The 25,496-nt window shown below is 42.1% G+C and carries 25 protein-coding genes; 8 read left to right on the forward strand and 17 right to left on the reverse strand.

Annotated elements, in window-relative coordinates; genetic code table 11:
* Positions 1-4 precede the first annotated feature (4 nt).
* The 6 genes from ACESPU_RS01745 (at position 5) to ACESPU_RS01770 (ending at position 5,618) form a co-directional block, all read left to right on the forward strand.
* Entirely contained in the window at positions 5-1,084 is a 1,080-nt protein-coding gene (locus ACESPU_RS01745; RefSeq protein WP_008780453.1) for a 3-methyl-2-oxobutanoate dehydrogenase subunit VorB, read from the forward strand.
* 5 nt (positions 1,085-1,089) lie between these two features.
* The gene (locus ACESPU_RS01750; protein WP_005868224.1) at positions 1,090-1,260 is read left to right on the forward strand and encodes a hypothetical protein; all 171 of its coding nucleotides are present in this window, start codon (positions 1,090-1,092) and stop codon (positions 1,258-1,260) included.
* 12 nt (positions 1,261-1,272) lie between these two features.
* On the forward strand, positions 1,273-2,037 hold the full coding sequence (locus ACESPU_RS01755) for a thiamine pyrophosphate-dependent enzyme (protein ID WP_005856318.1): 765 nt from the start codon (positions 1,273-1,275) through the stop codon (positions 2,035-2,037).
* A gap of 18 nt (positions 2,038-2,055) precedes the next feature.
* A complete protein-coding gene (locus ACESPU_RS01760; RefSeq protein ID WP_005856316.1) occupies positions 2,056-2,598 on the forward strand; it encodes a 2-oxoacid:acceptor oxidoreductase family protein in 543 nt (180 codons plus the stop codon).
* Positions 2,599-2,702: 104 nt separating this feature from the next.
* A complete protein-coding gene (locus ACESPU_RS01765) occupies positions 2,703-4,784 on the forward strand; it encodes a putative porin (protein WP_048927422.1) in 2,082 nt (693 codons plus the stop codon).
* Between the two features lie 9 nt (positions 4,785-4,793).
* Entirely contained in the window at positions 4,794-5,618 is an 825-nt protein-coding gene (locus ACESPU_RS01770; protein WP_048927423.1) for a transporter substrate-binding domain-containing protein, read from the forward strand.
* Between the two features lie 2 nt (positions 5,619-5,620).
* Here ACESPU_RS01770 and ACESPU_RS01775 read toward each other — a convergent pair whose 3' ends face one another.
* Positions 5,621-7,489, reverse strand: coding sequence for an ATP-binding protein (locus ACESPU_RS01775; protein WP_373133099.1), 1,869 nt, complete (start codon positions 7,487-7,489; stop codon positions 5,621-5,623).
* Positions 7,490-7,625: 136 nt separating this feature from the next.
* Between ACESPU_RS01775 and ACESPU_RS01780 the strand changes: the two genes are divergently transcribed.
* Positions 7,626-8,906: a DEAD/DEAH box helicase gene (locus ACESPU_RS01780; protein WP_034531191.1), complete on the forward strand. Its 1,281-nt coding sequence runs from the start codon at positions 7,626-7,628 to the stop codon at positions 8,904-8,906.
* 97 nt (positions 8,907-9,003) lie between these two features.
* Here ACESPU_RS01780 and rho read toward each other — a convergent pair whose 3' ends face one another.
* From rho to ACESPU_RS01810, 6 genes are all read right to left on the reverse strand, one after another.
* On the reverse strand, positions 9,004-10,980 hold the full coding sequence (gene rho / locus ACESPU_RS01785) for a transcription termination factor Rho (RefSeq protein WP_373133100.1): 1,977 nt from the start codon (positions 10,978-10,980) through the stop codon (positions 9,004-9,006).
* Positions 10,981-11,181: 201 nt separating this feature from the next.
* Positions 11,182-12,498 carry a tRNA lysidine(34) synthetase TilS gene (gene tilS / locus ACESPU_RS01790; RefSeq protein WP_005856304.1) on the reverse strand — a complete coding sequence of 439 codons (1,317 nt, stop codon included), beginning with the start codon at positions 12,496-12,498 and terminating at the stop codon, positions 11,182-11,184.
* A 73-nt stretch (positions 12,499-12,571) separates the two neighbouring features.
* Positions 12,572-13,336, reverse strand: coding sequence for a zinc ribbon domain-containing protein (locus tag ACESPU_RS01795; protein WP_005856302.1), 765 nt, complete (start codon positions 13,334-13,336; stop codon positions 12,572-12,574).
* A 1-nt stretch (position 13,337) separates the two neighbouring features.
* Positions 13,338-14,435: a Nif3-like dinuclear metal center hexameric protein gene (locus ACESPU_RS01800; RefSeq protein WP_005856300.1), complete on the reverse strand. Its 1,098-nt coding sequence runs from the start codon at positions 14,433-14,435 to the stop codon at positions 13,338-13,340.
* Between the two features lie 111 nt (positions 14,436-14,546).
* Complete coding sequence (aspS, locus tag ACESPU_RS01805; RefSeq protein WP_005856298.1) at positions 14,547-16,304, reverse strand: aspartate--tRNA ligase; 1,758 nt, start codon at positions 16,302-16,304, stop codon at positions 14,547-14,549.
* Positions 16,305-16,424: 120 nt separating this feature from the next.
* Positions 16,425-16,598 (reverse strand): hypothetical protein, encoded by a 174-nt coding sequence (locus ACESPU_RS01810; protein ID WP_005856296.1) that lies wholly within the window; start codon positions 16,596-16,598, stop codon positions 16,425-16,427.
* Positions 16,599-16,684: 86 nt separating this feature from the next.
* Here ACESPU_RS01810 and ACESPU_RS01815 point away from each other — a divergent pair, with 86 nt between their 5' ends.
* Complete coding sequence (locus tag ACESPU_RS01815) at positions 16,685-16,822, forward strand: DUF86 domain-containing protein (RefSeq protein WP_095231483.1); 138 nt, start codon at positions 16,685-16,687, stop codon at positions 16,820-16,822.
* Between the two features lie 44 nt (positions 16,823-16,866).
* Here the strand turns inward: ACESPU_RS01815 and ACESPU_RS01820 are convergent, their stop codons facing one another.
* From ACESPU_RS01820 to ACESPU_RS01865, 10 genes are all read right to left on the reverse strand, one after another.
* Positions 16,867-17,679 (reverse strand): glycosyltransferase, encoded by an 813-nt coding sequence (locus ACESPU_RS01820; protein ID WP_005868212.1) that lies wholly within the window; start codon positions 17,677-17,679, stop codon positions 16,867-16,869.
* A gap of 222 nt (positions 17,680-17,901) precedes the next feature.
* On the reverse strand, positions 17,902-18,699 hold the full coding sequence (locus ACESPU_RS01825) for a hypothetical protein (RefSeq protein WP_005856290.1): 798 nt from the start codon (positions 18,697-18,699) through the stop codon (positions 17,902-17,904).
* A 3-nt stretch (positions 18,700-18,702) separates the two neighbouring features.
* Positions 18,703-19,272 (reverse strand): dTDP-4-dehydrorhamnose 3,5-epimerase, encoded by a 570-nt coding sequence (gene rfbC / locus ACESPU_RS01830; RefSeq protein WP_005856288.1) that lies wholly within the window; start codon positions 19,270-19,272, stop codon positions 18,703-18,705.
* Between the two features lie 11 nt (positions 19,273-19,283).
* On the reverse strand, positions 19,284-20,192 hold the full coding sequence (locus tag ACESPU_RS01835; RefSeq protein WP_005856286.1) for an NAD(P)-dependent oxidoreductase: 909 nt from the start codon (positions 20,190-20,192) through the stop codon (positions 19,284-19,286).
* Positions 20,193-20,199: 7 nt separating this feature from the next.
* On the reverse strand, positions 20,200-21,267 hold the full coding sequence (gene rfbG, locus ACESPU_RS01840; protein WP_005856283.1) for a CDP-glucose 4,6-dehydratase: 1,068 nt from the start codon (positions 21,265-21,267) through the stop codon (positions 20,200-20,202).
* A 15-nt stretch (positions 21,268-21,282) separates the two neighbouring features.
* A complete protein-coding gene (gene rfbF / locus ACESPU_RS01845; protein ID WP_005856281.1) occupies positions 21,283-22,098 on the reverse strand; it encodes a glucose-1-phosphate cytidylyltransferase in 816 nt (271 codons plus the stop codon).
* 48 nt (positions 22,099-22,146) lie between these two features.
* Positions 22,147-22,977: a phosphorylcholine transferase LicD gene (locus ACESPU_RS01850; protein WP_005856279.1), complete on the reverse strand. Its 831-nt coding sequence runs from the start codon at positions 22,975-22,977 to the stop codon at positions 22,147-22,149.
* A 9-nt stretch (positions 22,978-22,986) separates the two neighbouring features.
* Positions 22,987-23,406 carry an adenylyltransferase/cytidyltransferase family protein gene (locus ACESPU_RS01855; RefSeq protein ID WP_005856277.1) on the reverse strand — a complete coding sequence of 140 codons (420 nt, stop codon included), beginning with the start codon at positions 23,404-23,406 and terminating at the stop codon, positions 22,987-22,989.
* A 9-nt stretch (positions 23,407-23,415) separates the two neighbouring features.
* Positions 23,416-24,591: a glycosyltransferase gene (locus ACESPU_RS01860; protein WP_005856274.1), complete on the reverse strand. Its 1,176-nt coding sequence runs from the start codon at positions 24,589-24,591 to the stop codon at positions 23,416-23,418.
* The gene (locus ACESPU_RS01865) at positions 24,588-25,490 is read right to left on the reverse strand and encodes a hypothetical protein (RefSeq protein WP_005856272.1); all 903 of its coding nucleotides are present in this window, start codon (positions 25,488-25,490) and stop codon (positions 24,588-24,590) included. The genes ACESPU_RS01860 and ACESPU_RS01865 overlap by 4 nt, the downstream gene beginning before the upstream one ends.
* Between the last annotated feature and the right edge of the window lie 6 nt (positions 25,491-25,496).

The following is a 25,496-nucleotide window of genomic DNA, read 5'->3' on the forward strand; positions in this document are numbered from 1 at the left end:
AGATATGGCAGAAGATATAAAATTAATGAAGGGTAACGAGGCCATCGCCCATGCGGCTATCCGCTATGGCGTGGACGGTTACTTCGGCTATCCGATCACTCCGCAGTCGGAGATATTGGAAACCCTTATGGCAGAGATGCCGTGGGAAAAGACCGGCATGGTAGTCTTACAAGCGGAGAGCGAGGTAGCCGCTATTAATATGGTATACGGCGGAGCCGGTTCCGGAAAGAAAGTGATGACCTCTTCTTCCAGTCCGGGCGTGAGCTTGAAACAAGAAGGTATTTCTTATATCGCGGGAGCGGAGCTTCCTTGTCTGATCGTGAACGTTATGCGTGGCGGTCCCGGATTAGGAACGATCCAGCCGAGTCAGGCTGATTATTTCCAGACCGTGAAAGGCGGTGGCCATGGCGATTACCGTTTGATTACCTTGGCACCCTCTTCCGTACAAGAGATGGCCGATTTCGTAGGCCTTGGTTTTGATCTGGCTTTCAAATACAATAACCCCGCTATTATCTTGGCGGACGGTATCATCGGACAGATGATGGAGAAGGTGGTATTGCCTCCCTATCAACCCCGTCGTACCGAGGAAGAGATTATCGCTCAATGTCCTTGGGCCGTACAAGGAAAGAAGGGCGGACGCAAAGGTAACGTCATCACTTCCTTGGAGCTAGACCCGGCGAAGATGGAAGAGAACAATATCCGTTTCCAAGCGAAATATCGCAAGATCGAGGAAAACGAGGTTCGTTACGAGGAGTTCCAATGTGAGGACGCTGATTATCTATTGATCGCGTTCGGTTCTTCCGCCCGTATTTGCCAGAAGGTAGTTGAGATCGCCCGTGCGGAAGGTATCAAGCTTGGCTTGTTACGCCCGATCACGTTATGGCCGTTCCCGACAAAAGTGATCGCCGCTTATGCGGATAAGGTAAAAGGTATGTTATCGGTTGAGTTGAACGCCGGACAGATGGTAGAGGACGTTCGCCTAGCCGTAAATGGTAAGGTGAAGGTAGAGCACTTTGGCCGATTGGGTGGAATCGTATTCACCCCGGATGAGGTATTGAACGCGCTGAAGGAAAAATTATTCTGATCCGTATGACACGAGGAAGTAAAGCTGACGAGATATTGACGCTGGTCTTTATGCTACTGGCCATAGCTGCCGTGGTATGTTACTTCGCTGTTAGCGATAAGACCGTATTCTTGTATTGCGGTGGAGCGGCGATCGTATTGCGGCTGGTGCAATATGTCCTAAGATATATACATTAATAATTAAAGATTATGGAACTCAACGATATAATTAAACCGGAAAATCTGGTGTATGAAAAGCCCAGATTGATGAATGAAAATCCCATGCACTACTGCCCCGGTTGCAGCCACGGTGTGATACATAAGCTAATCGCCGAGGTTATAGCCGATATGGGTCTGGAAGATAAGACAATCGGTATCTCCCCCGTGGGATGTGCCGTATTCGCATATAACTACTTGGATATCGATTGGATCGAGGCAGCCCACGGACGTGCGCCAGCCATCGCTTCCGCCGTTAAACGCTTGAATCCGGAGAAGATGGTATTCACGTATCAAGGAGATGGTGACTTGGCGGCTATCGGTACGGCCGAGACGATTCATGCAGCCAACCGTGGCGAGAATATCGTGATCGTATTCGTAAATAACGCGATCTATGGTATGACCGGCGGACAGATGGCTCCGACTACATTGGAAGGTATGCCCACAGCTACCTGTCCTTACGGACGTAACATCGCCTTGAACGGTTACCCGCTGAAGATCGGTGATTTATTAGCCCAATTGGAAGGAACTTGCTTGGTAACACGCCAAAGCGTACAGACGGCCGCAGCCGTACGGAAAGCGAAGAAGATGCTTCGTAAGGCTTTCGAGAACGCTATGGCCGGTAAGGGTACTTCTGTGGTAGAGTTCGTCTCCACTTGCTCATCCGGCTGGAAGATGACTCCGGAAAAAGCCAATAAATGGATGGAAGCGAACATGTTCCCCTTCTACCCGCTGGGCGACTTAAAGAATGTTGAATAAGTAATACGGTAAACGACAATGAAACAAGAAATAATTATAGCAGGCTTCGGTGGACAAGGTGTATTGTCTATGGGTAAGATCTTGGCCTATTCCGGTTTGATGGAAGGCAAGGAGGTTAGCTGGATGCCTTCATACGGACCTGAGCAACGTGGCGGTACGGCCAACGTAACCGTTATCTTGAGCGACGAGCGTATCAGCTCACCCGTATTGAATGAATATGATATCGCTATTATCTTGAACCAACCTTCCATGGATAAGTTCGAGAGCAAGGTGAAACCGGGTGGTATCTTGATTTACGATGGTTATGGCATCCATACGCCGGCGAAACGTACGGATATTAACGTATATCGGGTAGATGCCATGGACGCCGCTACCGAGATGAAGAACGAGAAGGCATTCAATATGTTGATCTTAGGCGGGTTACTTAATATCGTCCCGATGGTTCAATTGGAGAACGTCATGCTAGGATTGAAGAAATCCTTGCCCGAGCGTCACCATCATTTGTTGCCGATGAACGAGGCTGCCATTAAGAAAGGAATGGAGATTATACAGAAAATATAAGAAGCTCATTCATTGATGTGCCGATATGCCAATTAAGTTTTCTGATTGGCATATTGGCATATTTTATAATTGGCACATTATTTTTTGTTATATCTTTGCAACCCATGAAGTATTATCTATACATATTACTTTTTCTGATAGGAACGGCGGCTTCCGCGCATGCGCAAGGACGTTCCGGGAGCCGGGGAGGACGAGGTGGATTCTCGTTATCTAATTTATCATCCTCAAACAAGGAAATACCGGATAGCTTGCTGCAAACAGATAGCGCGGCGCTGAAATCAAAACGAATCATCGGTTATCGGCTCACGCCTCTTTTGGGAGAACGTTATATCGCTCCTATGGATACCAATCGATTAAATTTCGGGAATAGTACGTTGGTGGAAGCGAACTCATTGGCCGTAGGTTATCTGGCGAATGTGGGATCGCCGGCGCAAACCCGTATTTTTAACGAACGTAAGGAGGAACGTGATTTCATCTTCGCCGATGCCTATGATTATTATATCACGACCCCGACAAACGCTTATTTCTATGATACCAAAGTACCCTATACCCAAGTGACTTATACGACAGGAGGAGCTAGCCAGAATAAGATGGACCGACTGAAAGGGGTACTGACCATGAACTTTGGCAAGAAGATCAATGTCGGTGGCGAGATGGATTATATCTATAGCCGCGGATATTATAACTCCAACGGTAATAAATTATTAAGTTATCGTTTTTTCGGAAGTTATATCACCGACCGTTACGAGTTAAACGCTTATTTAAGTAATTTCAATTTCGTAAACTACGAGAACGGTGGACTTACAAATGACCAGTATATCACGAATCCCGATGACTTGGCCGAGAATCAAAGAAATATCGATAGTAAATCATACCCTGTCCGTTACACGGACACATGGAACCGTGTCCGTGGAAAACAATATTTCCTGACACAGAGATACAATCTCGGTTTTACCAAAGAATTGGAAGAAACCGATGAGGAAGGGAACATAAAAGAGGTATTCATTCCGGTTTCCAGTATCATCCATACCATCGATTACGAAGATAACCGCAGACGCTTTATCTCTAATGATGCCGGGATCGATACCTGCTACACTCATCTTTATGGTATGGACGCATCTTTGAATGACCAGACTTCCTCCTGGAATTTAAAGAATACTTTTGCGTTGGCCTTGCGGGAAGGTTTCCAAGATTGGGCTAAGTTTGGGCTGACCGCCTTCGTTACTTTCGAGAAACGCCGGTTTAGATTGGCATCCCAAGTTCCCGGACTGGATTACGGTCCGGATGGTCGTGGAAGCTCTGAGCCGAGTACATTAAATTTCCCTACTTCCGAGGTATATGATGAGTTTACGACCTACATCGGAGGCGAATTATCCAAACGCCGTGGTAGCCTTCTTACCTACAATGTCCGTGGAGAATTAGGACTTGCGGGAAGTGACGCCGGAGAGGTTCGAGTGAGCGGAGACTTACAGACCAAATTCAAGCTTTTCAAGAAAGACGCTACCATCAAGGCGGAAGGATATATCAAGAATATCACCCCGGCGTTTTACCAACGTCACCATCATGGGCGTTACTATTGGTGGGATCTATCATTGAAAAATGTGCAAAGGATTTACGCCGGAGCGAAAATCAACTTGGAATCCACCCGTACCCAGTTATCCGGAGGAGTGGAAAGTATCCAGAATTATGTATTCTTCAACGGCAAAGGTTTGCCGGAGCAAAGCAGTAAGAACATTCAAGTTGTCTCAGCCCGTATCAAGCAAGATATCATGTACCGTGCGTTCGGATGGGAGAATGAGGTGGCCTATCAGCTTTCTAGCGAGAAGTCTCAACTCCCGTTACCGGATATCAGCGCATACTCGAATATATATCTAGCGTTTAAGTTGGCGAAAGTATTAACCGTACAGATTGGCGCAAACGTATACTACAACACCGCTTATTACGCTCCTTATTACGAGCCGGCTACCCAGCAGTTCCAAGTACAGGAAGAAGACAAGAAAGTGAAGGTTGGCAATTATCCGTTGATCAACGCTTATGCGAATTTCCATTTGAAGCAAGCTCGCTTCTTCATCATGGCATACAATCTAGGCTCTAAGTTCGTTGACCCGAATTACTTCTCTCTTGCGCATTATCCGTTGGACCCGATGGTCTTGAAAATGGGCATCTCCGTGACTTTCAATAATTAATCGATTGCCATGAGATCTAAGAAGTTGCTTATCCTATACGCTTTTCTACTGATTGTCGCTGTAACGACAATGATACAGCTTTGGAGATTCAACCAACGTCCTCAAGAGATCGGACCTCGTGATTATCCGGAAATCAAGGAAGAAGGAATTCTCCGGATGATAACCGAATACAATCAATCCGGGTATTTCGTATCAGGCGATACAGTGCAAGGTTTTCAATACGAGCTTAGCCAAGCGATCGCTAAATTATCCGGATTGGAGGTTCAGACGCATTTGGAAATGAGTTTAGCGAAAAGTTTCGAGGAATTATCGGACAACAAATGCGACGTAATCGCAAGAAACATCCCCATCACCTCCGAGATGCGGGAAAACTACCTGTTCACCGAACCGATCGTTCTCAACAAGCAAGTCTTGGTACAACGTACGGCAGAGGCGAACAACGGACAAGCCCCTATCCGTAACCAATTGGATTTAGCCCAAAAGACTTTATACATACCGAAAGATTCCCCGGCCTTATTGCGTCTGCAAAATCTGGGACACGAGATAGGCGATACGATCTACGTGGTGGAAGATGAGTTATATTCTACCGAGCAGCTTATGATCATGGTAGCCAAAGGCGATATCGATTATGCCGTATGCGACCAACAAATCGCTCGCATGACCCAGAAAAACCTGCCGGAAGTCGATATCCTAACGGATGTCAGTTTTACCCAATTGCAATCGTGGGCGGTCCGTAAAGACTCCCCTGTCCTACTGGATAGCCTAAATAGTTGGCTCCAGCAAATCAAGAACAGTGGATTATACGACCAAATTTATAAGCGCTATTACAAATAGCGCTATTCGTGAGACGGCAAAATAAAGGAGAACTCTGAACCTACCCCTAATTCAGAAGTAACATGTATCGAACCTCCCATCTTAACAACTAATCCTTTGCAGATAGCCAGTCCTAATCCGATACCTTCCATATAGTCGTTTATTTTCACGAAACGACCGAAGACATCTTTCAATTTGTCCTTATCGATACCGATTCCCGTATCCCTTACGTAAAAACGTAATTGATTATCCGGTTGAATGGTATATCCCATCGTGATGCTACCTTCTTTCGTGTTCTTGATAGCGTTGTTCACCAAATTATTAATCAACTGCAACAGACGCATGCTATCCGTACCGAACATATGGTGGTCAGCCCCTTTCTCCAAAATCAACTTGACTCCTCCCGGAACCCGTAACTTGGCGGAAGCATAAATCGTATCCATCAATTCACTGACATCTAATTGCTCATATGTGATCTTTATCGCATCCGCCTCGATCTTCGAGATATCCAAGATATCATTAATCAATTGCATCAACAATTGGTTATTCATCTTGATCACATCGTAGTACGACATACGTTCCTCATCCGTATCAGCAAAAGCCATCAATTCAGAGAAGCCGGTAATCGCATTCAAAGGAGTCCGGATCTCATGGCTCATATCCGCCAGATATTTCGATTTCATCTTATCAGCGGCCTCGGCCTTCACCTTCGCCTCCTCAAGGCTTAATTCTTGATTCTTCCGTTCCTGAATATTCGTTGAACATCCAAGGATAACCGAAGGTCTTCCTTTCTCGTCCCGTTCATACACGGTAGCGAATACCTCTCTCCAAACATATTCCTTCTTGCCGGGAAATAGCATACGTGCCTCGATCCTTGCCTCAGAGATTTCCCCTCGGCAAAGACGGGTAAACATATTATGATAATGTTCTTGATCATCCGGATGCGCCCGGCTGATAAACTGCCCCCATGACACCTCTATCATATCTTCCGACATGGTATTCCAATCGTTCAAGGTCACAACGGAATCCTTGAAATTATGGGTACTGTCCGGATCGATGAAGATCGAGCATGTACGTATATCACTTATCCGCAATGCCATTTTCGTCAAGATCCGGGTTCTTCTCAAAGTATTCTCCGTAGCCAACTCGGAAGTTATATCTCTCCATAAAGCCAAGACAAGCGGCTTGCCATTATTTAGGGAAATAGGATATTTAGCGACCTCTATATCCCGGTAATCGCCGGAGGCCGATTTTACCTTGCCCTTGAATCTAGCGGTCAGTCCTGTCTTGATCACGTTCATATCGGTTTCCAGACGCTCCTCGGCGGTCATCAAGGCATTATAATTCACCTCGAAATCATCATGTCCCTCGATCTCCCGGGTTTCAATACCCGTTATTTCCTCCATAAAATGATTCCAATACAGGTAATTAAAATGGTTATCCCCATCTTTCACGAAAACCCCCAACGGTAACCGATCTAATATCGTATTGATCAGTTCTTGTAGATTGTTTTCTGTTTTCAGAGAAGATACATTGCGTGTATAAACGATTACAAGCTCCTCATTAAAAAGGCTTGCTTGCGATAGATAATAATAGTTCTTTCCTTCAAAAGAGACCTCAAAAGAGAAATCCACTTTCACTTGCTCCTCGAAAACACGTTTAACCGCAGCTCTATAGATCTCATATTGATCGTAGTTCTTCCCGTCCGGGAACAACGCTTGAGGTTGCTTTCCGATACAGTTATTCGCTAAATAATGATAATAATCGTCTTTTGCAGAAATAACCTTGACAAGAGTAAGATTTCGATCTACTAATACAATCGTATCGGGACTCTTCTCCATGATCATCTCTAATCCAGACTGAACGTTACTTCCGCTTTCTAGACTATTCATATTAATTCTTTCGTTTTTGGGGTATAACTCGGGGATAAAGGTATTTATTTTTCTATTTATCACCAAAGAGAAACCTACCTATTGCATAATATTTCTAAATAATCTTTATCTTTACCGGGAATTTGAATGTAAAAAGATGAGATTTGATGAATTAGATTTGGAAGATGCCGTATTAGACGGGCTTTATGACATGAATTTTGACGAAACGACTCCAGTCCAAGAGTTAACGATTCCTGTCATTTTAGAAGGTAAAGACATCATCGCTTGCGCACAGACCGGAACCGGTAAAACGGCGGCGTATGTTTTGCCAGTTATTAATGAACTAAGCAAAGGTTGTCATCCGACAGACGCGGTGAATGCGGTCATTATGGCACCGACCCGGGAATTGGCTCAACAAATAGACCAACAAATTCAAGGATTCACTTATTTTATACCTTCCGTATCCGCAGTAGCCGTGTATGGAGGTACCGACGGAATCGCTTGGGAACAACAAAAGAGAGGTTTAGAGATGGGTGCGGATATCGTGATCGCTACCCCGGGACGTTTATTGTCCCATATTAAGTTAGGTACTGTAGATTTGTCTAAAGTGTCGTTCTTCGTCTTAGACGAGGCGGACCGCATGCTGGACATGGGTTTTTATGACGACATCATGCAGGTTCATAAACAGCTGCCCCCCTACTGCCAGACGATCATGTTCTCGGCTACCATGCCGCCTAAGATCCGGACGTTGGCTAAAACCATCCTAAAAGATCCGGAAGAAGTCAAGATCGCTATCTCACGCCCACCCGAATCTATCATGCAAACCGCATATATCTGCTACGATCCACAAAAGCTCAAGATTCTACAAGATCTCTTCACTCAAAGCCGCCCTCAACGAGTAATTATCTTCTCCTCTTCTAAAATGAAGGTGAAAGAATTAGCGTCTACCTTAAAAAGATTAAAGTTCAATGTAGCCGCCATGCACTCGGATCTAGAGCAATCCCAAAGGGAGGAGGTCATGAAAGAATTCAAGAGCGGACATATCGATATCCTTGTGGCTACGGATGTCGTAGCACGTGGAATTGATATCAATGACATCAAGTTGGTCGTGAACTTCGATATCCCGCATGATCCGGAGGATTACGTACACCGAATCGGACGTACGGCACGGGGTACGAACGGCGAAGGATTGGCGATTACTTTCGTATCGATCGACGAACAAGCACAATTCAAGCGCATAGAGGATTTCTTGGAAAAAGAGGTTTATAAGATACCGGTCAGCCCGGAATTCGGTGAAGTGCCCTTGTATGAGCCGGAAAAATACGGTATGAATAAAAGGGGTAGAGGACGGCCTCGTAAAAGTGAGGATAAAGGATCATCCTCGAGACCACAAAAACGAAATATGGGACATCGTGGAAGACCTAAAAAGGCGCAATAAAAGCACTATACTTCTGTTAAGGTAAAACACTATACTTTTGGAGCTAAAACAATATTGTTTTGAACTCAAAAGTATAGTGTTTTTTTATGGGATATTATCAACCGTTCATGGATGCCAAGAATTCCATGTTATCAACGGTTTGTTCCATCCGTTGCTTAACAAATTCCATAGCCTCCATAGAGTTCATGTCTGATAGATATTTACGTAAGACCCACATACGGTTCAACGTGCTCTCATCCTGCAATAAATCATCACGGCGAGTGCTGGAAGCCGTGATATCCACAGCCGGATAGATACGTTTATTGGATAATTTACGATCCAATTGTAACTCCATATTACCCGTACCCTTGAATTCCTCGAAGATCACGTCGTCCATCTTAGAGCCAGTCTCCGTAAGGGCGGTGGCTAGAATCGTAAGGCTACCGCCATTCTCAATATTACGGGCGGCACCGAAGAAACGCTTCGGCTTCTGCAACGCATTTGCGTCCACACCACCGGAAAGCACCTTACCGGAAGCCGGTTGTACCGTATTATAAGCACGAGCCAAACGAGTGATCGAGTCCAGAAGAATCACGACATCATGACCACATTCTACCATTCGTTTCGCCTTGTTCAATACGATCTCAGCGATTTTCACGTGACGTTCAGCCGGTTCGTCGAATGTAGAAGCGATCACTTCCGCATCCACGCTACGAGCCATATCCGTAACCTCCTCCGGACGTTCGTCGATCAATAATATAATCATATAAACCTCGGGATGGTTGTAAGCGATAGCGTTCGCGATATCTTTCAACAACATCGTCTTACCGGTTTTCGGTTGAGCGACGATCAAACCACGTTGCCCTTTTCCGATCGGGGAGAATAAATCAACCACACGTACGGCGATATTATCGTATACTTTCGGTGATTTACGTGCCGTAAGCATGAATTTCTCATCCGGGAATAACGGGGTCAAATGATCAAAAGGAACCCGGTCGCGAACCTCTTCCGGCGTACGTCCATTGATCTTGTCCACTTTCACCAACGGGAAATACTTCTCACCTTCCTTCGGCGGACGGATCGAACCTTCTACCACGTCACCCGTTTTCAAGCCAAATAACTTGATCTGGGATTGAGAGACATAAATATCGTCCGGTGAAGTCAAATAGTTATAATCTGAAGAACGAAGGAAACCGTAACCATCTTGCATCATCTCCAACACGCCGGTTCCTGTAAGGATGCCATCAAACTCATACATTTTCTCTTGAGCCTGCTGGTTGTTATTAGCGTTATTGTTATTACGGTTGTTATTATGATTATTCTGTCGATTGTTCTGTCGAGGATTATTCTGCTGGGGAGCGGCCTCGGGTTGAGGTTTGTTAGCCTCGGGTTTCGGAGCGGAGAACGGGAAAATCTGATCCAATACGGATTTAGCGTCCGGATGGCGAAATACGATGCGCTTAGGCTCTTCTTCCGTCGCTTGTGGTGAAGTGGTTTCTTCCGCTACCTCTACCGGAGTCGTATTTTCCGGCAAAGCGGCTTCTTCTTCCGTTTCAAGTTCCGCCACAACAGGAGGCAACAACGGTTTCTCCACCGGGCTCTCTACTACCGCCGGAGTTTCCACGGCCGAGATTTCCGTTACCATAGAGATCGTTTGCGGCTCTTTCGAAACCACCACTTCCTTGTTATCCTCGGAAGGAGCGATAGCGCCCGCTACCTTTTCCTTTTTCTCGATACGGACTCTTTTCTTACGTTCAGGCTGCTCTTTTTGCTCTTTCTTGTCAGCCGGAGCAGTCACTAGCTTTTCCGGAGCCTGTTGGGTACTCTCTGCAGTTTCGGCAGTCTCAGCCTTCGCCACTTTAGGAGATTTGGCCGGACGGCCTCTCTTACGGCCCTCTGCAGGCTTCTTAGCCTCTTTCTCTTTCATCTTTTCAGCCTGGATGCCGGCATAGGAGATCGCTTGCTCATCAAGAATCCGATAAACCAACTCTTCTTTCTTTAAGCTGCTAACTTTTTTTATTCCCAACTCTTCCGCGATACTTTGAAGTTCGGGAAGAAGTTTTTCATTTAGTTCTAGAATGTTATATTTCTGCATATTGCAAAGTAATAATATAAATGGTACATACACACGGATCACATATACAAACACGATGTACGCCCAATGGTATCATTGTATCTTTATTTAATTATAATTTTCATGTAATAACCGGATTGTTCAGCTAATTTGAACCATTAGTAACATATCTGCGGAGTAAATCTTCGCAAATGTAAGAATATTTTTACAATAAACGAGGATTTAGCCCAAAAAATTCACAATTAGCACACGCTTTGTTGATTCGTCTATACGAAAACGATTATCAGTCCTTTCTCCTACCACCCAAACGATAGCGTCGCCACTACAAAGAAGCCATGTGCGCTCCTTCTCAATCCGGCTAAATTTATGATCGGAGAAATAGTCACTCAACTTCTTACGTCCTTTCATTCCGAAGGGAATAAACCAATCGCCTTCTTTCCAAGTCCGCAATGTTAAAGGGAAATCGAGTTTATCATAATCCAAATAAGCGATCCGCTTATTCTTCTCGATAGGGAAATCTATAGTTATAACAAGTTTTTGGAAAGATAGTTCAATAGGTTCATGATTAATGCCCTTTTCTGGATCTAAAACGAAGGTTCGCTTTTCCTTCTTCTCTAAAGAAGTGATCCATAAATAATCCCGATCCTTCAGCAAACGATGGGTGGAAGAGTAAAACAGCTTACCAGGCTCCTTGGTCAAGGCAGCGAAAATATCGTCCGAGACCAGACGGGTAAAACCATATTCTTTTAATAACTCATACAAAATCGTCTCCGGAGCCGGAAACCGCATCAACGCCCCGATAGAAAGACGATCATCCGATACGACAACCTCTTTCCGGGCTTGTTCCAATACATATATATATATAGTCTCTGCGGCAGAAAGATGCTCGGCGGAACGTGCGATGGTATTCCGGGCCGATGGATTTATCTCCTCCAAAAGCGGCAACACATTCAAACGGATGAAATTACGGGTATAAGCATCCGATAAATTCGTGCTATCCACCATATAGGCGTAGCCTTGATCCGCCAGCCAAGCCAAGATATCCTCACGGCTTACGCACAGCAAAGGACGGACGATGAAACCATTCCTCGGACGGATCCCGCTCATCCCCCGGATTCCCGTGCCCCGTATCAAATTCATCAAGACCGTCTCCACATTATCGTCCCGGTGATGGGCGACGGCGGTCGCCTGCCCTCCCAGCCGCTCCCGCATCTCCTCAAACCAAGCATAGCGCAATTCACGGGCAGCCATCTCTATCGAGAGATGCCTCTCTCCGGCATAAGAGATCGTATCGAAATCTATCTTATGAAAGGGTACTTCCAAAGATTCCGCGAACTCACAGGCAAATGCCTCATCCCGATCCGACTCCTCCCCACGCAAATGAAAGTTACAATGAAGCGCTATACACGGATATCCCAAACGCACCAATACGCCCAACAAAGCCACAGAATCGGCACCACCGCTCAATCCGACCAAAACCGGACGATCCTCGGATAACAGCCGGTACTTCTCTATATATAAACGTATCGTATGTATCATAACATCTTTGTATTAAAAATAATAATGGCCCTAGCCGGTTTTAGCTAGAGCCATTACTTATAGATCTTTTGAATTAATCTTCTACACCTGCTAATTCCGGGTCGATCATAATACGACCACAGTATTCGCAAACAATAATTTTCTTACGCAACTTGATATCCAATTGCTTCTGAGGCGGGATCTTGTTAAAGCAACCACCGCAAGCGCCACGTTGCACATAAACAACAGCCAAACCGTTACGAGCACCTTTACGGATACGCTTGAAAGCGGTCAACAAACGAGGTTCGATAGTGGCTTCCAGCTTCTTCGCTTTCTCACGAAGTTTCTCCTCATCCTGCTTTGTCTCGGAAATGATCTGCTCCAACTCGCTCTTTTTCTGAACCAAGTCAGCCTTACGGCCTTCCAGCTTCTCAGTCAGTTCAGCGATATCTTTTTTCTTAGCGTCTACCGCCTCTCCGAACTCACGGATTTTCTTCTCTGAGAACTCAATTTCCAAACCTTGGAACTCGATCTCCTTGGACAGGTTATCAAACTCCCGGTTATTACGCACATTATCTAATTGTGCCTTATAGCGATCTATCAATGTGGTAGATTCCGTGATCTTATGCTTTTGCTCAACAACAGAAGCCTCAAACTCCTTGATCTCCGCCTGATAGTTCTGGAGACGTGTTTCCAGTCCTGCGATCTCGTCCTCCAAGTCTTGAACCTCCAGAGGAAGCTCACCACGAAGGGTCTTGATCTTATCAATTTCAGTCATCATCGTCTGAAGTTGATACAGCGTAGAAAGCTTTTCTTCAACCGTATATTCCTTTTCAGCTGATTGTTTATCTGTAGCCATTCTATAAATATTTTACTGGGTTTGAATTAACATTCGAAAAATGTACCGCAAAGGTAGGGAATTTTTTCGATATTATGTTATAAAATATGTCTTTTGTACAGATTTCCGATTCATAATGACCGATAACCGCCAGTAGAATCCGGTCCTCCACATCGTAAAAATCGTTGTACTTCGCCTCCCCCGTTATAAAGACATCGGCACCATACGCGATAGCGTCCTTGATCAAGAAAGCGCCGCTGCCTCCGCAGATAGCGACCTCTCGGATAGGCTTACCAGTAAATGGGGAATGCTTCACGCAACCGACGTTAAACAGGGCCTTGATCCGCAACAAGAAACTCAACTCATCTTCCTCGGCAGGCAACTCTCCCACTACACCGGAACCTGCCTGTTCCCATGTGTTTGATAACGAATAAAAATCAAAAGCCGGCTCCTCATACGGATGAACGGATAACAGGGCACGGGTCACCGCCGTCTTCTTGAATGCCGGAAGGATCATCTCGATACGCACCTCTTTCTCTACATGCAACTCGCCGATCTCACCACAAAACGGATTGCATCCCGCATTGGCACGGAATGTTCCCTCGCCATGTAAATTATAACTGCAAGCATCATAGTTCCCGATACTTCCCGCACCGGCATTGAACAAGGTATTCCGCATGATCTCGGCATAAGCCTCGGGGACAAACGTCACCAACTTCAGCAAAGCGCCTTTTTGGGGGCTCAAGATCCGTACATTTTGCAAGCCGATCAACTCTGCCAAACGGTAATTCACGCCTCCTACGGCATTATCAAGATTGGTATGGGCGGCATAAACCACCAAATCATACTTACACGCCTTCATCATGCAACGCTCGATATAATTGGAGCCAGTCAACGACTTAAACGACTTAAAGGCCAAAGGATGATGAGAGATGATCAGGTTGTATCCCATCTCGATCGCTTCATCAAGCACCTCCTCGGTAACATCTAGGCATAGCAACACACCCGTCGCATGCTGGTTCACGTCGCCAACTTGCACACCCGCATTGTCAAAACCTTCTTGAAGCGGCAGCGGGGCGTAATGCTCGATTTCTCTCAATATATCTTTAACCTTTACCATGCTAAATATCTTTTGATTTATGTTCGGGAGAAAAAGTAATTCCTTTCGGAAGAAAAGAAAATTCCATTCAGATGGAATAAGATTCCCATTCGAATGGAATTTCAGATTGGATTATTTCTTGATATCAACGATCAAATTCAGTTCGTCCAACTGGGCCGGATCCAAGACACCCGGAGCATCGAGCATAACATCTCGTCCAGAATTGTTCTTCGGGAAAGCGATACAGTCGCGGATAGAATCCAAACCGGCGAACAAAGACACGAAACGATCCAAGCCATAAGCCAAACCTCCATGAGGAGGCGCTCCGTACTTGAACGCATTCATCAAGAAACCGAATTGCTCTTGCGCTCTTTCTTCGGTGAATCCTAACAGCTTGAACATCTTATCCTGTAATTGGCTGTCGTGGATACGGATAGAACCACCACCCACTTCAACGCCATTGATAACCATATCATACGCATTCGCACGAACAGCGCCCGGATCCGTGTCCAACAACGGTATATCATCCGGATTCGGAGAGGTAAACGGATGGTGCATAGCGTAGAAACGTTGATCGTCCTCGTTCCATTCGAACAGCGGGAAGTCGATTACCCACAAGCAAACGAACTTATCCTTGTCACGAAGGCCTAATTGATTACCCATCTCTAAACGCAACTCGCAAAGTTGCTTACGAGTCTTCATCGCATCGTCGCCGGAAAGGATCAAAATCAAATCACCCGGCTTAGCGCCGAACGCATTCTTCATTTCTTGAAGAACCTCTTGGCTATAGAATTTATCTACGCTTGATTTCACGTTACCATCCGCTTCCACACGGGCGTAAACCAAACCTTTAGCACCTACCTGCGGACGTTTCACGAATTCAGTCAGCGCATCCAGTTGTTTACGGGTATAGCTTGCAGCACCTTCCGCACAGATACCCCCTATGTAAGCAGCGTTATCGAATACGGAGAAACCATGGCCTTTCATGATGTCCATCAACTCGACGAACTTCATGCCGAAACGCAAATCCGGTTTATCGCTACCATATTGTTTCATAGCATCTTGCCAAGTCATACGCATAAACGACTCCTTGAACTCGACACCACGGATTACCTTAAACAAATGTTTCGCCATGCCCTCGAACATATTCAAGACATCCTCTTGCTCCACGAAGCTCATCTCACAGTCGATCTGCGTGAACTCCGGCTGGCGATCCGCACGCAAATCCTCGTCACGGAAACATTTTACGATCTGGAAATAACGGTCGAAACCGGAAACCATCAACAATTGCTTCAAGGTCTGTGGAGACTGAGGCAAAGCGTAGAACTGTCCCGGGTTCATACGGGAAGGAACCACGAAGTCACGGGCACCCTCCGGGGTAGAATTTACAAGAACCGGAGTCTCTACCTCCAAGAAACCTTGCTCATCCAAATAGCGGCGAACCTCGAACGCCATTCTATGACGAAGTTCCAGATTCTTACGAACGCAAGCACGACGCAAGTCCAGATAACGATATTTCATACGCAAGTCATCACCGCCATCTGTCTCCTCCTCGATCGTGAACGGAGGGGTAAGCGCAGTGTTCAGGACATTTAATTCAGAAACGATCAACTCAATATCACCTGTCGGGATATGCGCATTCTTGCTGGAACGCTCACGAACCGTACCCGTAACCTGAATCACGAATTCACGGCCCAGTTTATTCGCCTTTTCGCAAAGAGCTGCATCAACCTCCTGATTAAATACCAACTGAGTAATACCATAACGGTCGCGGATATCGACAAATGTCATTCCTCCCATTTTGCGGGTTTTCTGCACCCAACCGGCCAGTGTAACCACCAGACCTTCATCCGCAAGGCGCAAGTCGCCACAAGTTCTTGTTCTATACATCTTTATTATTTAATTTGCTAGATTTACCAATCTTTATACCTCGGTTTATTACAAACCGCAACCACAAAGATAATACTATAAATCTTAATAATTATTCTTTTAAGCAAATTAAAATACGTTTTACCCTCTGCTACCCAAGCTGTCCGTATCGGGATTAATCTCTTTCACAGCCTCCTTTACATCCTTGGCCGTTATTTTCTTCTCATTTTTAACAGCGATTTGCTCTACAGGATACTTTTCCTCCATCTCCTCCAATTTAGAGTCTACGGATGTTTTTGAATCATTTGTTCTCATATTCTCTATTTTATTAACGTAATAATGGCTATTAAACAAGCAAGTACTGCCAATGGTTTATAGCGATAGCGACATTGTCCGTGAACATGGAAGGAGTTATGGGAATGCGAGACATTATAGCACATCATTATTTCGATATAGACGCTGTTATAGTGTTTGATGTGATGAAAAATAATCTGCCAGCCATAAAAATGACTATTGATAAAATGTTATTTGATATTTGAGACACCTTCCGTGAGCGATACTGTGGATGAGGACAAAAAGCTATTTACCCCCGGATGAGCCTCTTATAGAGCAACGAACGCAAGCCATTAGGGAGAAGACGGGTCACTAAGCGAATACAGACATTCTTTAGCAAGGAGAAAAAGCCGATAAAACCCATCTTGTAAAACAGCGTCTGCAACCTCACTTCCGTTACGGCATACCGCCATCCTCCCCGCCGCCGAAACATATCCGGCGAGAAGCGGAAAAAGAGCAGGCTCTCTTGTATATTATAGAACCGGGCACCATTCATCAGCATCCGTACCCACAGATAATAATCCTCGAACAAAGGAAAATGCTTATATCCTCCAGCCTTTAGCACGGCCGACTTCCGAAACATCACCACCGGATGGTTCACCGGACACCTTCCCTTGGCAAACCTCAAGATATTTTCATGCTGCTCCGGCACTTTCCGCATGGAAAGTACATTTGATACCTCCCCTTCAAACTCATCGATCCAAGCCCCCACTACATCAATTTCCGGATGTTCCAAAAATATCGCCAATTGCTTCTCAAAACGATCCGGCTTAGCGATATCATCCGTGTCCATACGAGCCACAAGGTCATACGAACAATGCTTCAGCCCCTCGTTAAGAGCCTTGCCGAGACCTCGGTTGGTGGGCAAAGAAATCACTTTTAACTCAGGATGCTGGCTTGTGAATTCTTTTATGACCGCATACAGCTCATCCGTCAAAGGACCATCTTCCACCAAGACAACTTCTATAGGCAATAGCGTTTGCGTGAAGATACTGGTCAGACTTTGACGTAAAAATAGTGGGCTCTCTTTATGATATAAAGAAAGTAATACGGAAAATAACATAGACTTTCAGGAAAAGTATTATATAAGAAAAATTTCTATATGTACATATAAGATGTATCCGGAACACTTGAAGATTGACTCTTTACAGAGTCTGTACGTAAAGAACCGTCTCAAATCTATCTTTCTCATTCTCATGATCCTAATCTGCCTCATAAAAAAAACAACTCTCTGATTTACAGAATTAAAAAACATAAACATTCTTCATAACCACATTACACCAGCTCATCTCTTCGTTGCAAATTTCATACCCACTCTACTTAAGACATTTTTTAGCGCTCTCCGTTGCTTAGGTGATATTTTCCACTGAAGCCAATTAGTCATATCAATCTTTATCTGTTGAGAGAGAGGAACAATGCCTCTACCAGAATCTATATACAAGCTCAATCTACTCAAATTTTCAACAGCATGCCTAATCCATTTACCTTTATATACTCCATGTATATATGGCAAGATATATTCTGAAACTGCCACCACATCTTTATAATCCTCTGATGGAGCAACAGCGGCTTGTTCATTTATTGAGTTTTCAATATCCCATGCACTAAGAGAGCCATCGCCTAACAGCTCAACAAAAAGATCCTTTCGAAATATTCCAAATTGAAGATTGATAGCATAGGGGATTTGCTTATTGACACTACGCAATAAAGGAAAAGATTTAATTTTAGATCCTTTAGGAGTAGGGCCTAAATTACAATACCTTATCTCGTGGCTATCCATATAGTCAAGTAACCGCTCTATTAATGAATTGTCAACATTGTCACTCAAGATAATGTCATCACACATCAACATTACATACTTCGATTTTATAACTGGCAAAGCCGCTATAGTACGCTCAACCCAAGTATCATTTTGCTTATTATTGCATATACAAGTAATACCTTCATACGATTTGGTATTGGTGGTTAGAATAAACTCATAGGGACAATCACTCCAATATCTCCGATACCCTTTTAAAAATACGGCAAGCACATCAGAATACGAATCAGGAGAACTAACATAAATAGAAAGTCGCTTATCCATCAGCTATTGTACTTTTTCTATATATTCCTTCAAACTCATCAAGTTTTTATCCTTGTCAGAAATGATCAATTTCTCAATACCGCCAATCTTATCGAAAGGCCACTCTATAGCCATATCCGGATCATTATACATTATGCCGGCATCACCTTCACCATAAAACACCTCACCACATTTATAGCTAACGACAGAATCCTCCAGCACCAAATAGCCGTGGCCAAAATACTGAGGTATGTATAGAGCCTTCTGATTCTCTCCGGTCAGATCAAAACCTTGCCATTTACCAAATGTTGGCGAATCAGGGCGAAGATCTATGATTACGTCATACACATGGCCACTTATACAACGAACAAGCTTGGCTTGCTGTTTAACAAGCTGGAAGTGCATCGCACGAATTACACCCTTTTTACTAATGGTATAGAACACCTCTTTAAGTTCATGATCTATACCATTTTGCTTAAATGCATCAATATTGTAATCCTTTATAAAGCCACCACGTTCGTCTGTGGCATAGAAGGGAGTTATCTCATATGCCCCCTTCATATCAAGTCCCTTGAATTCAAATTTCTGTATCATGACTAATTCCGCTATAACATCAAAGAGTTTTTAAGCCAATTAATAGTTTTATTAATGCCTTTATCAAAGTCTATAGACGCATATTCTCCAATAGTACTAACCAAGTTACTATTGTCAAACATATCCATTGTATACTTTACACCATCATCTTCACGGACTCCTATCCCTACCTTATCTGCGCAACCAACTAGTTCTCCTATACGAATAAGATAATCTTTCAAGACTTTAGGATTGCCAGAGCCTATATAATAGAATGGCTTATTAGTTTCCTTAAAGCCTAGACGATATACAGCTTCTATAAGATCATCCACATAAATAAAATCATATGGTTGTAAAGCAGGACCAAATGCTGCTTCTTTACCAGCCATCAACTCACCTAACGTATAACTAACCAAATTGCCCGTTTTATTACCTACACCGTATATATTTGAGAACTGCATCCACACAAACTGTTGAGCGATATTCTTGCAATAATCTTCCAAAATTATTCTGCAAGCATGCTTAGCCACACCATACATCATTCCACCAGTCGTTTTTTTCAGATGCGACAAACTAAATGCTACATTCTCCGCTACAGTACCCGCACAAAGAAATTTTTTCACATTTAGCCTCTTGCAAATATTAGCGCAATCTACTGCCATCTGAATATTTGATAATTGAACCGTAGGATCTGCTTTATCAGCCCCATTTACACCTTTCCACGCAAAATGATAGAAAGAGTCATATTCAATTACTGGCAGTCTTTCGACTAGAGATGTATTCACCCCTGATTCTATCCTCGTAATAAGATTTGAATCAGGCAAACGATTGCCATGAAAGGTAATATCAACAGCAACAACCCTAGTACCTTTTTCTATCAATTTCTTTATAAGTGAACTACCTATAAAACCATTGCCCCCTGTGACGATTACGTTCTTCATATTATCGTTATACGTTTAAAAATTCATTTATCTGTTTATCCATACAAACACGAACATCCCCACCTGCTAGCCAAACCTTACTCCATTCAACAATCTTTTCCATTGCCTCATCCAGATTCCATCGAGGGCTCCATCCAAAAGTCTTTTTCAATTTAGAGCAATCAAGCTTCAAGAAATTAGCCTCGTGAGGACCACCGTCATACTTGTTCACCCACCTCATACCTTCGCCCCACTTGTTCACAAATAGCTCAACAAGAGCGCCTGTTTGAAAACAATCCACATCATCGGGACCTACATTATAATAATCCGCAAAACCGATATCCTCATATTGCTTCATCGCTATCAGCAGGTAAGCATACAAAGGTTCTAGAACATGTTGATAAGGACGGGTAGAGTATGGATTACGCACAACAATATCCTCATGTTTTACAGCCGCACGGATACAATCAGGTACTATTCTATCATTGGCGAAATCTCCACCACCTATCACATTACCCGCTCTAGCAGTAGAAATAGGAATAATAGGCAGACCATCAATATTTGTGAAGAAAGAACGCTTGTAGCTATGAGTCACCAGCTCCGAACAGGATTTGGAATTTGAATAAGGATCATACCCATCCAATTCCTCATTCTCCCTATAGCCCCAACTCCACTCCCTATTCAAATACACTTTATCCGTAGTGACATTCAAGAAAGACTTCACACAACAATTATTGCGAACACACTCAAGAATATTCACGGTACCCATCACGTTTGTCTCGTAGGTATAGGCAGGATCTTTATAAGAATCTCTAACAATGGGCTGAGCGGCAAGATGCAGTACAATTTCTGGTTGAGACTCATCAAAAGCCTTCTTTAGAGAGGTATAATCTCGTATATCGCCAATCACGGAATGTATGTCATCTTCAATATTGGCAATTCGAAATAGCGATGGTTCTGTTGGGGCTTTCAGTGAATATCCTGTAACGATCGCTCCGGCATTAGCGAGCATCCTACACATCCAAGAGCCCTTAAAGCCGGTATGGCCTGTAAGGAAAATCCTCTTGCCTTTATAAAAATCCAATATATTTCCCATTCGTATGATAACTTATTATTTTGCGTAATCTGGTATTTCCGGAACAGAGCGCTCCCAACGCTTCCAAGGAGCTTTATCCTCGGCAAGCAGTTTTTCAAGCATAGATTTCTCACGTATATTATCCATGCACTGCCAAAAACCAGTATGGATGTAAGACATCAACTGACCCTCTTGCGCCAACTTGACTAGTGCGGTCTTTTCGAAGACACAAGAGTCACCCCCTTCCAGCATATCAAAAACCTCGGGTTCCAACACCATGTAGCCGGCATTAATAGGAGCGCCATCAGAGGCGTTCTTTTCCCGAAAAGCCCTTACGGCTTGATCTTTAGTAATATCTAAGACTCCTTTATCTTGTGCTATCTTGACGGCCGTAAGGGTCGCAAGCTTGCCATGGCTCTTATGAAACTCCACCAATTTATCAATTTCTACATCACAAACACCATCGCCGTATGTCATCAAGAAAGTCTCATTCTCTATATATCTCTGGATACGCTTAATACGACCTCCAGTCATAGTGTTGTAGCCCGTATCAACGACTGTGACTTTCCAAGGCTCCATATTAGTTTGATGAACGGTCATTTCGTTGTTGCCACCACGATAGTCGAAAGTCACATCAGAGTTATGAAGGAAATAGTTGGCGAACCACTCCTTAATATATTCCTGTTTATAACCGGCGCAAATGATAAACTCGGTATAACCATAATAGGCATACTCTTTCATAATGTGCCACAAGATTGGCATACCACCAATCTCAATCATTGGCTTCGGCTTGAACTGAGATTCCTCAGATATACGAGAACCGAAACCTCCTGCAAGAAGTACTACTTTCATGATAAAGAAAAGATTTTTCAGTTAAGTAATCAGCTAAAGCTAAGATAATTAAGAATTAAACTTGTCTTTATAAATTGTATAATCATTATGTATATCAACAAAAACTGCATGAATAGGATATTCTGTAAAAATATCAGAATTAGGGATTTTCATAAAATCGCTACCATACCTAAGAGAAAGATATTTTTCCGCTTCAAAAGGAATAGGTAAAAGGAGATTCTCAAAATTCACATAGCGCTGAATTCCTAACCATTTACGAGGAAAACTCGTTTTGGGAAACGGAGCCTTTCCAAAAAAATGGCCAACAAGTAACGTATTTTTAGTTGAAAAGTGATTCAATATTTTGAATAAAAAGTTTTTTGCTGTAGTACCTACAACAAAATGACAAGAATTAATAAATACTTTCTTGAAAAAGCTATCAGAATCGTAATCTACCAAATAAAGAGATGTAGCTTTTAAAATTTGAGCGGATAAATATTGAATATAACGAACAAACTTATTAGGTGATACATTATACAAACACATTATATCAATATAAATACCTTGATGCATTTTATTATATCCTTTTTCAATACAAGTTGTTCCATTCATTCTTAACTTAGAAAAAAACAAAGGCCACTCAGTAGAATTTTCTCTTTGAAGATGAAATTTTTCTGTATCAAGATGTATAGAAGCATAATGAAGGAACTTATGATAATTATTAAAAGTCATAAAAACGTCAAAATCATCATCCCATGGAATAAAGCCATGATGCCTAACAGCACCTAAAGCACTTCCACCCATTAAATAATATTCTATATCATATTTCTTACAAAACTCATCAAAATAAAACGCTATTTCTAATATTTTATATTGAAAATCTTTAATATCAACATTCATAATAGTAATTTAAACTAGTTTATCACGCAATATAGTAGAAGAAATACCTTTAGTATAAGGAAAATAAACAACTTTAGCTCCATTCTTATTCAACTCAGCTTCTACTTCCTGAAACAAAGAATTACCTTTCCAGTCATCACCAACAAACATCACATCGAAATGCAAACGATGATAAGCAGACATTTTATCTCGATTAACTTGAGGAACTACTTTATCTACATATTTGCAAGCCTCAACAATTGCCTTACGATTATCATAAGAGATTATAGGACTTTTATGCTTATACTCTCTTACCAATTCATCGGTACTAACACCAACAATTAAAAAATCACACAATTCCTTAGCTCGTTTTAGTATGTTTAAATGACCAATATGAAACATATCAAACACTCCAGAAGTGTATCCAATAATAAAATTTTCGTGACACATAATTATATATTATTTCAACAAACTATTATACAAATCCACCCACCTTAGCATAACATTTTTTACAGTAAAATAATGGAGACAATTAAAAGCATTCTCTGAAAGTTTACAACGCAATTTTTCATTAGTAATTAAGTCATAAATCGAGCGAGAATATTCAGATATGTCCAAAGACTTAATAACTTTTGAATTAACATCATTAATTAAGAAACCTCGAATAGCCATACAATCATCAAAAGCAATAGGGACTACTTTCATCTGCATAGCTTCAAGCAGACTTAGTGGAGCACCTTCTAATAAAGAGGTAAACATTAGTATTGACGAACGTTCAAAATATTTCTTTGAATCATCACGCCCAACCAATTTCACATTTACAATATCATTTTTATTTATAAAGTCTTTATAAACAGATTCCCACTCTCCATAACCAACTATAGTTAAACACCAATCTCTCACGTCATAAGTAGATAAAAAATGTTTCCAAATTTTTAATGCTAGTAATATACGCTTAGATATTTCATCAAATCGAGCCACAATTAGCAATTCATTTGTTTTAGAATAGTTACGCTCAACATAATCAAATGAGAGAAAATTGGGAATTGAGACCATCTTAGAAGAATCCTTCAAATTAGCAATAGATCTATAAATGGGTATATAAGCATCAGATAGGAGAACTAAAGCATCTGAGTATTTATAGATAGATTTATACTTCCTTTTGGTAGTATATTTAACTAGAAAACGAGTAATAGGGTAGAAGAATAACAATAAAAGATAAATAAGCCACTTAAAAGAAATCCGCCTATTAAGAACTTGAAACAAAAGAGATTGCTTATTATATCTAATATTCTCTGTTCCTGGAAGATTATGCAAAACTGATATAATTTTCACTTTTAATCCCGCAACAGCTTGACCAAGGAATTTCATATTAACAGCTCTTGATGCCTGATTATGAATAATAGAAATCTCATTATCAATAAGAAAAGAACGGAAACCATCTAAATCATTATAATCAATTTTAAATTTCGCATCAAAGACTAATTGAGAGGAACTATATTCAGAATCTTTAAAATAAGCTATAAAACAATGAATTCCAACACTAGACAAATATTTGGCAGACAACAAAGTGACTTTTTGATTGCCACTACCTGATTCAGAAGGATCTAATAAACTAATAAACAAGATATTCATGATCTATACTTATCAAATAATTTACGATATATTTTCTGAAAAGGAATATAGTGATTCTTATAACCATCTATAACACATATGCTTTTATAAAAATTTATCGTGTGCAAACCATCCGAGTAATATGACGAGGAATCAGGATAAAGGGATATTACTTTTGTTTCATTATAGGACTTATCTGAAATATCCTCAACTTTATACAGAATAATACCTTTACCATACCCTTGTAAACAATCCTGAGCTGGTCTGTATACAGTATTATTTACGTACATGAAATCACCAGCCATTCTGCTCCCAAACAAATTAGATTTTATTAATATTGGAGACAAATCGTATCCATATAATCTATTATTTGAAGTCCACATATACAAATCCTTATTATATGCATTTCTTGAAGTTGCAAAAAGATAAAAGGCTCCATTATAAGGCAAGATTGTAGCATCCGCAACTGCAACAGGAAGCATAGTACTGAAATGTTCACAAGAATGTAACAAAGTATTATACTTATAAACATTAAGTTCTGTAGAATACGAATTTTCAGGAACAATATAAACCTCATCAAGAGTATCACCTCTAATAATCAAGGGATAAGAGTTATGTATATTATCATCTATCAACGTATATTTTTCAATTATTTCACCTGTACATTTATCGACAGACAAATGACATATTGTTGCTACATTTTTACTACCTAACAAGATATCTTCTACAAGCAAATCAATAGTGCAGTCAGATACATTTAAAATGAATGGATCTGCATAACAATGAAATTTAGAGTCTCTCCTTAACCAAGTGATATTAGACAAATCAATATTATCACTGACTAAATCTTCTGGAATAGCATTAAAAAATCCCACATTCCATTCTTTATAAGATATTTTTTTCTTTAAATCAAAAAACATATAAAT

Source organism: Parabacteroides sp. 20_3, from assembly GCF_964238835.1.
GTDB lineage: Bacteria > Bacteroidota > Bacteroidia > Bacteroidales > Tannerellaceae > Parabacteroides > Parabacteroides distasonis.